The organism is Actinomadura fibrosa, from assembly GCF_900659615.1.
Taxonomy (GTDB): Bacteria; Actinomycetota; Actinomycetes; order Streptosporangiales; family Streptosporangiaceae; genus Spirillospora; species Spirillospora fibrosa.
Genome location: NZ_CAACUY010000021.1, coordinates 1 through 12664, shown reverse-complemented (window position 1 = coordinate 12664; position 12664 = coordinate 1). Strand labels below are relative to the sequence as shown.

At 75.4% G+C, this 12664-nt stretch carries 10 protein-coding genes; 2 read left to right on the top strand and 8 right to left on the bottom strand.

The genetic code is table 11. The annotated features are described in order from the left end of the window. Window positions 1-54: 54 nt before the first annotated feature. The 8 genes from E1300_RS10905 to E1300_RS49950 all read right to left on the bottom strand — a co-directional run bounded on the left by E1300_RS10905 (window position 55) and on the right by E1300_RS49950 (window position 10293). Window positions 55-465 carry a hypothetical protein gene (locus E1300_RS10905; protein WP_131756773.1) on the bottom strand — a complete coding sequence of 137 codons (411 nt, stop codon included), beginning with the start codon at window positions 463-465 and terminating at the stop codon, window positions 55-57. Between the two features lie 79 nt (window positions 466-544). After that, window positions 545-2464, bottom strand: coding sequence for an ABC transporter ATP-binding protein (locus tag E1300_RS10900; protein ID WP_131756790.1), 1920 nt, complete (start codon window positions 2462-2464; stop codon window positions 545-547). Between the two features lie 7 nt (window positions 2465-2471). Next, the gene (locus E1300_RS10895) at window positions 2472-3347 is read right to left on the bottom strand and encodes an alpha/beta fold hydrolase (protein ID WP_131756772.1); all 876 of its coding nucleotides are present in this window, start codon (window positions 3345-3347) and stop codon (window positions 2472-2474) included. A gap of 266 nt (window positions 3348-3613) precedes the next feature. Continuing rightward, complete coding sequence (locus E1300_RS10890; RefSeq protein ID WP_131756771.1) at window positions 3614-4303, bottom strand: DUF6182 family protein; 690 nt, start codon at window positions 4301-4303, stop codon at window positions 3614-3616. A gap of 6 nt (window positions 4304-4309) precedes the next feature. Further along, window positions 4310-5137, bottom strand: coding sequence for a dTMP kinase (locus E1300_RS10885; protein ID WP_131756770.1), 828 nt, complete (start codon window positions 5135-5137; stop codon window positions 4310-4312). Further along, window positions 5134-7563, bottom strand: a complete 2430-nt coding sequence (locus tag E1300_RS51470; RefSeq protein WP_207399637.1) for a hydroxymethylglutaryl-coenzyme A reductase family protein — start codon at window positions 7561-7563, stop codon at window positions 5134-5136. The genes E1300_RS10885 and E1300_RS51470 overlap by 4 nt, the downstream gene beginning before the upstream one ends. After that, on the bottom strand, window positions 7556-9253 hold the full coding sequence (locus tag E1300_RS10875; RefSeq protein WP_165502788.1) for a GH3 family acyl-acid amido synthetase: 1698 nt from the start codon (window positions 9251-9253) through the stop codon (window positions 7556-7558). The genes E1300_RS51470 and E1300_RS10875 overlap by 8 nt, the downstream gene beginning before the upstream one ends. Window positions 9254-9273: 20 nt before the next feature. Then, window positions 9274-10293, bottom strand: coding sequence for a hypothetical protein (locus tag E1300_RS49950; protein WP_165502787.1), 1020 nt, complete (start codon window positions 10291-10293; stop codon window positions 9274-9276). A gap of 352 nt (window positions 10294-10645) precedes the next feature. On the opposite strand from E1300_RS49950, the gene E1300_RS10870 reads away from it, so the two are divergent. Both E1300_RS10870 and E1300_RS10865 read left to right on the top strand, forming a co-directional pair. Beyond that, complete coding sequence (locus E1300_RS10870; RefSeq protein WP_131756789.1) at window positions 10646-11767, top strand: prephenate dehydrogenase; 1122 nt, start codon at window positions 10646-10648, stop codon at window positions 11765-11767. Between the two features lie 277 nt (window positions 11768-12044). Continuing rightward, the coding region (locus E1300_RS10865) for an alpha-hydroxy-acid oxidizing protein (protein ID WP_207399636.1) at window positions 12045-12664 on the top strand (620 nt) is incomplete at its 3' end.

The window sequence follows — 12664 nt, the reverse complement described above, 5'->3', positions numbered from 1 at the left end:
CCGCCGGCGGCCGCGACGCGGCCCCCGGCCGGCACCCTCGGCCCCGGTTCGGCGTCAGTACCAGGAGCGTCCGAGGGTGGCCCTCGTCAGCGGGTACTGGGGCTTCAGCACCTCGTCGACCTGGAGCTTCGTCTTGTGGTCGAAATGCGGGCAGACCGAGATGGAGTGCGTCTCGTACTGCGTCGCCGAGAAGTAGTCCCACTCGACGCAGGCGCCGTCCGGTCCGGTGAACGCGCCGTCCCCGGGTAACAGGTCCTCGATCCAGCCGGTGGCGCGGTAGGTGCCGCCGCCGTTGGGGCAGACGGTGACCTCGCCGCGGCCGAAGTCGCGGGTCTCCGCGGCGCTGAAACAGCCTCCGGCGGCCGGGGGAGCGGCGTTGGAGGCCGCGGCGGTCAGGGGCAGCGCCGCGAACGCGATGCCCGCGGCGGCCAGGGCGCGGACGCCGATACGGGAGCGGGTTCTCATGATGTGCCTTCCTTCCGGTGGAACGGACAGGTCGTGCGGGAGGCGCTCTGGCGCGGCTCCGGCGGCCGGCGGCCGGCGGCTAGAAGCCGTCCGGCCGGGCGGCCTGGTGGGCGAACTGGCTGTGGTAGAGGTCGGCGTACAGGCCGTCCAGGGCGAGCAGTTCCTCGTGGGTGCCGCTCTCGCGGATCCGGCCGGCGTCGACGACCAGGATCTGGTCGGCCTCGCGGATGGTGGACAGGCGGTGCGCGATCACCAGGGAGGTGCGGCCCGCCAGCGCGGTCCGGAGGGCGCGCTGGATCGCGGCCTCCGACTCGGAGTCCAGGTGGGCGGTGGCCTCGTCGAGCACGACGACGGGCGGCGCCTTCAGCAGCAGGCGGGCCAGCGCGAGCCGCTGCTTCTCCCCGCCGGAGAAGCGGTGGCCGCGCTCGCCGACGACGGTGTCGAGCCCCTCGGGCAGCGCGCGGACGGTGTCCCAGATCAGCGCCGCCTCGCAGGCCTCGATCAGCTCCCGCTCCGCCGCCCCGGGACGGGCGTAGCCGAGGTTGGCGCGCACCGTCTCGTGGAAGAGGTAGGCGTCCTGGGTCACCACCCCGATGTTCTCGCGCAGCGACGCTAGCGTCAGGTCGCGGACGTCGTGCCCGCCGACGCGCACGGTCCCGGAGGTCGCGTCGTACAGGCGGGGGACCAGGTGGGTGATGGTGGTCTTGCCCGCGCCGGACGGGCCGACCAGGGCGGTGAGCTTCCCCGGCGGCGCGTGGAAGCTCAGGTCGTGCAGGACCGGCGCGCCGCCGCCCGTCCGCGCGGACTCCTTCACGGCGGCCGGTTCCAGCGACGCCAGCGACACCTCCCCGGCGGCCGGGTACCGGAAGGACACGTTCTCGAAGCGGACGTCCGGCACGGCCGCGGGCCCGTGGCCGTTGGACGCCGGGACGGCCAGCGGGCGGGCGCCGGGCCGGTCCGCGATGAGCGGCTCCAGGTCGAGCACCTCGAAGACCCGGTCGAAGCTCACCAGGGCGATCATGGCGGACGACTGGAGGGTGGAGAGCTGGTTGATGGGGCCGTACACCCGCAGCAGCAGCGCCACCATGGCGACCAGGGTCCCGAACTCGACGGTGCCGTCGACGACGAGGGCACCGCCGAGCCCGTAGACGAGGGCCGTGGTGAACGAGGTGAGCACCACGACGACGACCGGGAGCATCCGGCCCCAGACGAGGGTGCTGGCGGAGGTGTCGCGGACCCGCGCGGCGCGGCGCGCGAACTCGTCCCGCTCGTCCGGTACGCGCCCGTAGAGCTTGGAGAGCATCGCGCCCGAGACGTTGAGCCGCTCGCTCATCATCGACGTCATCTCGGCGTCGTGCTCCATCATCCTCCGGGTGAGCCGCTGCATCCGGCGGCCGATGAGCCGAGCGGGCAGCAGGAACAGCGGCACCATCAGCATGGCCGCCACGGTGATCTGCCAGGACAGGTAGAACATCGCGCCGAGCACCAGCAGGAGCGTCAGGACGGCGGAGACCGCCTGCGTCAGCAGCGTCGTCACGGCCTGCCGCGCGCCGATGATGTCGGTGTTGAGGCGGCTGAGCAGCTTGCCGGTCTGCGCGCGGGTGAAGAACGCGAGCGGCTGCCGCTGCACGTGCGTGAACACCTCGGTGCGCAGCTCGTAGACGAGTCCCTCGCCGACGCGGGACGAGCAGCGGTTCTGGAGGTAGGCGGTCCCGGCCTCCACGAGGGCCAGGCCGGCCAGCCCGAGGCTGAGCCCGACGACGACGCCGAGGTCCCGGGGCATGATGCCGTGATCGATGATCAGCTTGAGGAACAGGGGGTTCGCGGCCGCGATGCACGCGCCGAGCGCCGTGGCCGCCACGAGCAGCACGATGTGGCGCCGGTACGGCCGCGCGTACGGCATGATCCGCCGGATCGTCCGGCGGCCGACCCGCCGGCCCTTCAGCAGCTCGTCGCGCGGTTCGGCTCGGAGCTGGCCCACGGGCGGGCCGCCTATCATCGTCACGTCAGATCCCGTTTCCCGCCGGGGCCGGCGCCGGGTCCGGGAGAATCCCGGCACCCGCGCCCGCCGCGACCTTGTCGCGATTTCCGATGAGGAAATCGATGATGGTGGAGTTGACTTCTTCGGGCCGTTCCAGGTAGCCGAGATGACCGCAGTCGGGAAGCTCCAGGAATTCGCATCCGGGAATGGCGTCCGCCACTTCGGCGACGAGGTGCGGCGGGCAGATCCGGTCGTCGGCGAACGCGACGGCGAGGCACGGCACGGAAACTCCGCGCAGCGCCGCGCGCCGGTCGCCGAGGCCGTCGGCCGCCGCCGCCTGGCCGTCGGCGGCGCCGCCGCCGGCGAGCTCGAACAGCTCCAGCCAGGCCGAGACGGCGCGGTCGTCGTTCAGTGTCGCGGGCGCGAGCATCTCGGTCGCCGTCGTGACGGCGCGGTACCGGGGCGGCAGCCGGACGCCGCTCGCGCGCAGCTCCCGGTCGGCGGCCGACTGCGCGCGCCGCAGGGCGTCCGACCGCGCCCGCGTCGCCATCAGGACCGCCGACCGGACCAGGTCCGGGCGGGCGAGGGCCAGCTCCTGCGCGATCAGCGCGCCCAGCGACACCCCGACCAGGTGGCACGGGCCGAGTTCCAGGGCCTCGATCAGCCCGGCGGTGTCGGCGACCAGGTCGGCGAGGCGGTAGTCGCCCTCCGGGCGGTCCGACGGCGGCATGCCCCGGTTGTCGAACGTCACCGTCGCGAAGCCCGCCCGGCGCAGCGCCGGCGTCTGGTGCACGTCCCACGTGCGCGCGGCGGCGGAGGAGCCCATGACGAGCACGACCGGCTCGCCCGCGCCCGCGCGCTGGTACGAGAGCCGGACACCGTTGGTCACGACGAAGGGCATGAAAGGCTCCTCGTTTCTCGCTGGGGGCTTATGGCGCTGAGCGGCGTGCGAGCCGCCGCGCGACCGAGAAAAGGGCCGGGCCCACCATGTCATCGTCCGCGGCGGCCGATCAATAGCGCCGGGATCGGTCGGCTGCACAACATTCCGGTTCCCGCGAATTACCCGGTGTCCGGGACGTCCAACTGCCGCGCGGGCACGGTTGGACATCGCTTCGATATGCCGAACGCCGGGGTATTGCCCGGCCGCTCGGGCACTTCCCTGGGACGTCATCCGACGCGGAGGCAGGCGTGCGCGCGGAGCCTTCCCGGGGTCCGCGGGTCGGCGGTCACCCGGATCCGGTCGTACCCGGCGGGCGGGTCGGGCTCGTGGGCGACGTGGCGGATCAGCAACCGGCCGGTGCCGTCGAGCAGACCGTCCAGCACCGCCTCCGCGAGCAGGTGGTTGACGTTGACCAGGTAGTCCTCCACCGGCAGCCCCGCCGCGGACACCTCCAGCAGCGCGAGGCCGCTCCCGGCCGCCTCCCCGCCGTCGAGGGGGATCTCCTGGACGAACGGGACCGCGACGCCGAGCGGACCCTGGAACGGCCGCAGCAGCCGCCGTAGCGCGCCGTGGTCCGCGAGCGGCCCGGGGCCGTACCAGGCGATGTCCCCGTCCGGGTCGAGATGCCGGCAGGGATGGCGTTCGAGCAGGTTGCGCGGATCCCCGGCGAGGAAGATCGTCCTGGTGAAGCCCGCGTACCAGGCCGCCGCCCAGTCCCCGCGCGTCCCTCGCATCCCTCGTGTCCCGCGGGCCTCGCGGGCGAACGCCACCGCCGACCGCGCGAACGTCCCCGGGGAGAAGTCCCGCAGCACGGCGACCGCGCCGACGCGGCCGGCGTCGCGCGGGTCCGGCGGCATCCGGCCGGCGCGCACGACCCGCTCCTCGAAGCGTGCGCGCAGCTCGTCCTGCGAGAGCATCCCGGTTCACCCGCCGATGAGCCGCGCGACCTCGGCGGCGAGGTCCTCGGGCGGCCGCCCGGCGGGCAGCCGGTGGACGCGGGCCGTCCCGGACGCCGCGAGCGCCCGGTCGTAGCTCTCGCGGACCCGGGCGAGGTCGCCGGCGCGCTCGTGCAGTTCGGGCCGGCCGCCCCGGGCAGCCACCCGTCCGAGCGCGGTGTCCACGTCGATGTCGAGCAGCACGGCGACGTCCGGGGCGGTGACCCCGAGCCTGGCGGACAGCTCGGCGGCGCACTGGCCGGGAGGCAGCTCCGCCAGCCCGGCCAGCTCGGCGCCCAGCGTGTCGAGCCGGACCTCCCGCCCGCCCGGCCGCCCGCTGAGCACCCGGCACCAGTCGAGCGCGGCCTCGGCGGCGGGCGGGGGCAGGCCGGCGAGCTGCTCGCGGAGGACGGCCGGGCGGCCCGGGCCGTCGACCCGCCGGACGGCCCGCCGGTAGAGCGGCAGGTAGGCGAGCGCGTCGATGAGGGGATGGCGTTCGGTGATGACGACCCGTACTCCGAGCTCCCGCACGAAGAAGCGTTCCACGACGCCGTAGGTGCACATCTGGAGGTACAGGACGGCGAGCTTCAGGTCGGGGCTGTCGAGCCGGTCGGCCTCCTTCGACAGCGTGTCCAGGTGGCGGGAGAGGTCCTGCAAGGGGGCGTCGGGGTTCTCGTGGGCGCGCAGGCACGACAGGACGGCCCGGCGCCCGGCGTCCCGCGGCCGATCCGCGAGCAGCCGCGCCACGGTGCTCTTGCCGGAACCGTCGATCCCGATCAGGGCCGCCCGCAGCGCCGGCGGACCGGCGGCCGTCACCGGTCCGCCCCGCCGGCCGCGCCGTCCTCGATCGCGATCAGGCGCAGGGTCGTGGCGGTCAGGCGGCCGAGGAACGGCAGCGCGCGGTGGGTGTGCACCATCAGGTACATCAGCAGGCGCGTGACGGCGAAGTCCCACAGCGCCAGGCGATGCCCCTCGCGCCACGTGGCGGGATCGATCCCGCCGCCGACGGCCTCCCGGTGGAGGTCGAGGAACGCGGTGACGTCCGGGCCGGCGACGTCCGGAGGCAGGACGAAGGCCAGGAACTCGGCGACGTCCCGCTGGGGCACGTGCAGCGTGGCGAGTTCCCAGTCGTAGGCGACGAGGCTCAGGTCCGCGGCCCGCAGGGCGGCGTTGCGCGGGTTGAAGTCGTTGTGGACGAGGGTGCGCGGCATGGCCTCCAGCCGTCCCCACCAGCCGGGGATCCCGTCGATGATCCGGCGCAGCCTGCGCGTCCCCGCCTCGTCCAGCAGCCCGGGGTGCTCGGCCGCGGCGTGGTCCAGCAGGGCCGACCACAGCTCCCGCATGGCCGTCATCCGCTCCGCGGTCTGCGTCGCGCCCAGCCAGCCCTCGCCGCGCAGCTCGGCCTCGCGGCCCAGCCAGGCGCGGTGCACGCCCGCGATGCCGCGGACGGCCGCCGCGATGTGCGCCTCCCGCCACTCGCCCGGCGCGTCGGCGGCGTCCTTGAGGATCACGTTGGCGCCGAGCCGCTCCATCACGATCACGTAGGCCTCGCGGGCGGGGTCCTCGAACGTCCCGAAGGCGGCGGGGAGCACGGCGCGCAGCGCGGGCTCCGCCGACCGGTACACGGCGGGCTCGCGCGTGTGGACGCCTTGGAAGCCCGTCCAGTCCCGCCAGCGCGGGTAGACGTCGGCGAGCGCGCCGCCGCACAGCGAGGCCAGCTTCGCGGCCTCGATGATCACTTCCCGGTCGAGGGGCTTGGCCTTGACGACCACGTCGGTCTGCTTCGGGTCGTCCCCGTCCCGCCGGACCCACGTGACGCGCAGCGGCACGACCCCGACGGTCTTGCGCCGCTCGCCGCGCGCGGTGAGCTCGGTGATGAGGCTCGACCCGGCGGCGTCCGCGATCGGGGCGACGCCGGTGACGCGCAGGGCGGGGGCGTCCATCGCGGCGGCCAGCATCGGCCGGAGCAGCGGCGCGCCGAGGTCGGCCGGGCGCAGCCAGTCGACCGCCCGCGCCCGGCCGAGCCGCTCGTGCGCGTCGGCGAACTGCCCGCCCGCGATGGCGGCGATCGTCGACAGGTCGAGCGCCAGCGCGAACGCGCAGATGATCTCCGCGAACCGGGCGGCCGACCCGTCGCCGGAGCAGCCGAGCGCCGCCAGGTAGTCGCGCTGCTGCCGCAGGCGCGTGCCGCCGCCGACCGCGCCCGTGACGAGGTTCGGCAGGACGAGCGTCGCGCGCAGCCCGCCGGCGGCGTCCCCGGAGAAGGGGTCCACGGAGAAGAACCCGGCCCCGGACTCGTACACACTGGCGATGTCCTGCCCGGTCGCGGTGAAGATGGCCGCGATGACGTTGGCGGCGTCGATGTCGTGCCCGGCCATCCCGGCCTGCTGCGCGGCGACGACGCTGATCCGGTACAGCCGGTCGATCGCCTCCGGGGTCGTCTTGAGCACGCGGCGGATCACCGCGCGGTCCAGCTCGCACTCGGCCATGACGCGGGTGCCGCGCCCGCCGATCGTGTTGATGTGCGCGAACTTCTTGTCGCCGCTGAGGTTCCCCTCGACCGCGGACCAGACCGGCAGCGGCCGCGCCGCCGCCGCCAGCCGGTCGTGGATCCACCGGCAGGCCCGCCAGGTCGCCGCGGTCGTCATGTTCTGCCCGCTGGCGTCGGCGGTCTCGTACACGAAGCGCAGGTGGACGACCCGTCCGAGCTGCACGGGGTCGAGCTCCACGAGCCGCGAGTGCCGGGAGACCTCCGTGACCTGCCGGGCGAGCTCGCCCTCCTGGCCGGCGACCCAGCGCGCGAACTCCGCCGCCGTCCCGAGGGCGTCGAACTCGAACACCGGCACCCGCGTCATCCGCTGCCGGACGACGCGGGTCACGGCCCCGCCGGCCAGCGTGATCGCCTTCGCGCCGCGCGCCACCGAGGCGACCATCGCGCCCTCGGTGGTCGCGAGCGGCGCCGTGATGAGCCCCCGGACGTGGTCGCCGCGGACGAGCAGCGGGCCTGCCAGCCCGACCGGGATCTCGATGCCGCCGACGACGTTCTCCGCGTTCCCGGGCAGCGAGCGCTGATCGATCGACGAGTGCTCCAGCGAGCGCAGCGGGGCGCCCGACGTCCGGCGCAGCCACTCCAGCCTGGCCCTTCTCGCCTGCTCCGTGTACTCCCCGCGGCCCGGGATGACCGGGTACTCGCCGCCGGAGGCCTCCGGCGCGCCGGCCTGGTCCTCGATCCCCTCAGGCATGGCGCGCGTCCGATCCGCTCGCGTGGACGGGTGTCGGCGCGGGCGCCGTCAGCCTCGCCCAGACGCCGGGATCGTCCTGGAAGACCCTGTCCTTCACCCGCGGCGGGCGCTCGCCCGCTTCCACCCGGCGCTGCCACTCCCGGAAGAACGCGTCGGGAGGGACCTGCCGGACCACGGGCGCGGCGAGGGAGCCCGCCCGGCGGGCACGGGCGTAGGCGGGCGCCTCCCGGGACAGCGCCGCGTCGAGGGCGTCGCCGAACGCCTCCAGCTCCCGTCCGGGACGCGGTTCGCCGAAGGCGACGGCCGCCTCGTGACCGGGAATGCCGCCTCCGCCGGGCCGCGCGCGGTAGGCGAGGTTGCGGATCGTCCCGCCGGCCGCGGCCCGCGCGTCCGCCATCGCGCGCAGCACGTGGGACTCGCGCAGCCGTTCGCCCGCCACGGAGACCAGGCCCGCGCGGCAGGAGTACTCGACGACGGGGGTCGCCGCCGCGGAGCCGACCACCCGGACGACGTCGCGCAGCGCGCACCGGTACAGGCCCCCGAGATGGGTGAGGATCACGTGGTACTCCTGTCCTTCCTCCAGCTCGTGGGCGAGGAGGGTGGCGCCGCGGGGATCGATCTCCTCGTCGGCCGGGACGAACTCGTAGAAGCAGCTCGCCACGGCCAGCGGACCGCCGGCCGACGCGCCGGCCGCCGGGATGGCCAGCGGCCCCTCCGAGGAGCCGATCGGGGCCGGGCGGATCCGGACCCCCTCCCCGTACTCCTCGCGCAGCTCCGGCAGGTAGAGCCGGGCGACGTAGGTGTTCCAGGTCAGGAGCAGCTCCAGCCGCGGCCACACGGCCTCCGGGGCCGGCCGCCCGCGGCGCTCGGCGCGGCGCTCCAGCGCGTCCGCGCGCTCGGGCGCGGGCGGCCGGAACGGCGCGCCGCCGAGCGTCCCGTCCCTGATCTCCTGGACCAGCCGTGGCCACCAGAGGCGGAGCTGGTGGGGGAGGGCGGCCGCGATGGCGGGATTCACCGCGATGACTCCGCGCACGTCGTGCTCGGCGGCGAGCCGGAGGCGGAGGTAGGTCCGCTCCCACGGCCCGGCGTCGCCGGACCGGTCCGGCAGCCGGCTCCACGGCGCCCGGTTGCCGAGGCCCACGGCTAGCTCCTCGCCGACCTCGCCGTAGTCGAGCTGGCTCGGCCCGAGGTGCGGCCGGCCGCCGCTCGTCCGGCCGGTGGGGGAGTGCGGGTCCTGCCAGAGGTTGAGGACGGCGTCGTCGCGTCCGGGCAGGTCCGGATGGTGCTCGACCAGCGCGGCGAAGCCCGCGAAGTAGAACGGCAGGAAGCAGCGGCGCAGGAAGCCGCCGGTCACCGGGATGGTCTTCTCGGCCCCGGTGGTGCCGCTGCTGGCGAAGAACGCGAGGGGATCCTCGGAGGTCAGGACGCCCTTCTCCCCGCGGTGGATCCGGTCCAGCCACGGCCCGAACTCCTCGTGGCCGCGCACCGGCACCGCGCGGCGGAAGCCGGCGGCGTCGCGCACGGAGCCCAGCCCGTGCTCGCGGCCGAACGCGGTGCCGGCGCCGGCGGCGAGGACCTCGCCGAGCACCGCCGCCTGCGCGCCGCGCGGATCGCCGAGGCGGGCGAGGAACGCCCGGCTCTCCCGGTGGACCCTGCGCCGGTAGGCATCGGCACGCTCGTCGGCGGACATCGCTTCTCCTCGGGTACCGATCACAGGAAGACCGCGTCGAGCAGCCCCCGGGACGCCGGGCGGGAGCGGCGGGCGAACAGGCCGTCGGTGAGCCGGTACGGATCGACCCACCCGGACGGCGTGACGCACGCGCCCGCCCGCTCGGACGGCGGCCCGTCGCGGCGCGCGTCCCGCACCATCCCCTCGGCGCGCCTCAGGGCCCGGCGGAGCAGGTCCAGCCGGAACGGCTCGCCGGACGTGCGCTTCAGCATCGCGATGAAGTACAGGCGCATCCCCAGCCGGTACGCCGCGGCGTCGAACTCCCCGCGGCACAGCTCGGAGAGCCGGTCGATGGTCACGTCGTCCCATCCGCCGAACCGGCTCGTGCGGACGGCTCCGCCCACCGGCACCCGGCCCAGCGGGAGGCGCGCCGGCCGCGCCCCCAGGGCGCCGGTGACCCGGCTGAGGAGGGCGTAGTCGGGGGAGAGGTCGTCGTCGTAGACGAAGAGGACGCGGCGTCCCGGCCTCAGGCGCGGGAGCAGGTCCCGCAGGATCACCAGCAGGTAGTTGGCGTGCCCGTCCGCGCCGATGACCTTCCGCAAGGGCATGCCCCACCGCGTCCCGTCCAGGTAGACGGGGCCGCCGTGCCGGCGGGTGTCCAGGCACAGCCGCAGGCTCGCGAGCCGGGCGACGACCTCGTCGGCCGGCATCCCCAGCGGCCGGTCCCGCCGCAGGCCGGGGTCGCGGACGCCCAGCAGGTCCAGGTGCCGTTTCCAGTGGCGGGTCATGCGGCGCGTGGCCGGATGGACCCAGCCGTCCCGCTCCACCCTGGCGGCGTAGTGGCGCAGCGTGTCCAGCGGGAGCGCGTCGCCCGACGCGTGGAACCGCACGTAGAGCCGCCCGAGGTCGTCGGGGGAGACGCCCTCGTAGTCGAGGTCCCCGTGCCGGCGGTCGAGGTAGTCCCAGAACTGGATCGTCTGCCCGGTCAGATTCGGGGTGCGCGGATTCCAATGGTATTCCGGATCCGCGACCAGGCAGGTGCCGCGGAAAAGGGCGTCCACCCACAGAAAGCCTTTTACATGCGTCGGAAGCAGGGGTTTCGTGGCCGTTATCGTGACCGGCGCGAGAAGCGGCCGCCCCGCCGATACGGGTGACGCCTCCCGTGCGCTCAACGGAATTCCCCCGTCCATGAATCCGATATCGCGGATCCTTCTTCAGCCCTGTGGAGGTGTCAAGGGCGACGGCACGGTGCGCGCCATGGGGAATCGGTGATTCGATACCCGCTCGCCCGCTGTTCGCACGGCGGCGCGGCATGTCCAAGTGCGGCGCCCGCCCGGTTGAACGGCACGCCCGGTGATCATCGCCGGCGGCGCCGGGCGATATTCCGTACCGAAGGGACGGCGCGTGGACAGCATCCTTTCCGAGCACGCCGGAGAACCCGCCGCGCGGCGGGACCGGCTCGCGCTCAAGCGGGTCACGGTCATCGGGACCGGGCTGATCGGGACGTCGGTCGCGCTGGCGATGCGGCGCGCCGGGGCCGAGGTCCTGCTGATCGACCGGGACCCGGCGGTCGCGCGGCTCGCCGCGGACCTGGGGGCCGGGACGCCGTGGTCCGGGGAGTCCGCCGACGTCGCCGTGCTGGCCGTCCCGCCGTCGGCGGTCGCGGCCACCCTCCTGGACGCCCAGGAGCGCGGCCTGGCGGCGGCGTACACCGACGTGGCGAGCGTCAAGGGACCGCCCCTGGCGGAGGCGGCCCGGATCGGCTGCGACCTGCGGGTCTTCGTCGGCGGGCACCCGCTCGGGGGGAGCGAGCGCTCCGGCCCGCTCGCCGCCCGCCCCGGCCTCTTCGACGGCCGCCCGTGGGTGCTGTGCCCCGCCGAGGCCGCCGACCCGCTGGTCGTGGACGGCGTCACCGGGCTCGTCACCGGCTGCGGCGCCACCCCCGTCGTCATGGACGCCGCCGCGCACGACAAGGCGATGGCCCTCGTCTCGCACGCGCCGCACGTGGTGTCCGCGGCGATGGCGGCCCGCTTCGCCGACGCGCCGGACGGCATGGTCGGCCTCACCGGGCAGGGCGCCCGCGACGTCACCCGCATCGCCGGCGGGGCGCCGTCCCTCTGGCGGGAGATCCTGGCGGCCAACGCCCACCCGGTCGCCGACGTGATCGAGGCGGTGGCGGACGACCTGGCCCGGGCCGCCGCGGCGCTCCGGGCGCACGCCGGCCCGCCGGCGCCGGTCACCGACCTGCTGGAGCGGGGCGTCGCCGGGCACGACCGGATCCCCGTCAAGCGCGGCGCGCCCGCCGCCCGCCTCGCGACCGTCACGGTCATCGTCGCCGACCGTCCCGGCGAGCTCGCCCTGATCCTCCAGGCCGCCGGGGTCGCCGGCATCAACATCGAGGACATCGCGATCGAGCATCTGCAGGGACGCCCGGTCGGCGTGGCCGAGCTGTCGGTGGCGCCGGAATCGGCCCCGGACCTGATCGCCGAGCTCCGCACCCGCGGCTGGTCGCTCCCCGATCCGCCGGAGCGGTGAGGACGGCGGCGCGCCGTTCCCGAAAGGACACGGCGCGTGCCGCGCATTACACCGCCGGCGCGCGCGGCGCGACGTTCCGGCGCCCTGTTCAAGTGCGCCCGGGCCGCGGTTGGCCAGGAGGATCACCGATCGCCGATCATCGTTCGGCGGACCGTTCCGGCGAGCGCGAACATCGGCATGGTGGACGCTTCCCGGCGGTGCCAGAATCCGCCGGAAGCGAATACCGCCGCAATCGAAGTCGCCGCCGTGCGCGCTCCCCGTACTGGAGGTCGGGTAAATGGAATTGACCCTGAGCGATTTCGCGCGGCTGGCCCAGGCGCGCGTGCCGTCCGGCACGTGGAGCCTTTTCGAGAGCGCCGCCGGCGCGGACCGGGCGCTCGACGCCGACCCGGACGCCCTCGGCCGCGTCCGGCTGCGTTCCCCGGCCGCGCCCGGACCGGAGCGCCCGGAGACCGCCACCACGATCCTCGGCCGGGTCTGGGACGCGCCGATGGCCATCGCGCCGCTCGCCCACCAGGCGCTCGCCCACCCGTCCGGGGAGCTCGCGACGCTCCGGGGCACGGCGGCCGCGGCCGGCGTGCCCGTCGTGATCAGCGCCCGCACCGAGCACCCCGTCGAGGCCCTCGCCGCCGAGAGCGCCGCGCCCCTCTGGCTCCAGGTGTCCGGGCCCCCGGACCGGGCGCTGGCCGAGCGCGCGGAACGGGCCGGCGTCGAGGCGTTCGTCCTCGCCGCCGAGCCCCGGACGGCCGGGTCCGCACCCGGCCCCGGCTGGGCGCGGCTGGACCGGATGCGCTCGCTGACGCCGCTGCCGATCCTCGTGCAGGGCGTCTCGACCGGCCGGGACGTGCTGCGCGCGCTCGGCGCGGGCGCGGACGGCCTCGTCGTCGCCCCTCCCGG

What these genes read in the sequence shown, in the direction of transcription:
- E1300_RS10905 (WP_131756773.1), bottom strand. Translation starts at nt 465, where the DNA reads ATGAGAACCCGCTCCCGTATCGGCGTCCGCGCCCTGGCCGCCGCGGGC.
- E1300_RS10900 (WP_131756790.1), bottom strand. Translation starts at nt 2,464, where the DNA reads ATGATAGGCGGCCCGCCCGTGGGCCAGCTCCGAGCCGAACCGCGCGAC.
- E1300_RS10895 (WP_131756772.1), bottom strand. Translation starts at nt 3,347, where the DNA reads ATGCCCTTCGTCGTGACCAACGGTGTCCGGCTCTCGTACCAGCGCGCG.
- E1300_RS10890 (WP_131756771.1), bottom strand. Translation starts at nt 4,303, where the DNA reads ATGCTCTCGCAGGACGAGCTGCGCGCACGCTTCGAGGAGCGGGTCGTG.
- E1300_RS51470 (WP_207399637.1), bottom strand. Translation starts at nt 7,563, where the DNA reads ATGCCTGAGGGGATCGAGGACCAGGCCGGCGCGCCGGAGGCCTCCGGC.
- E1300_RS10875 (WP_165502788.1), bottom strand. Translation starts at nt 9,253, where the DNA reads ATGTCCGCCGACGAGCGTGCCGATGCCTACCGGCGCAGGGTCCACCGG.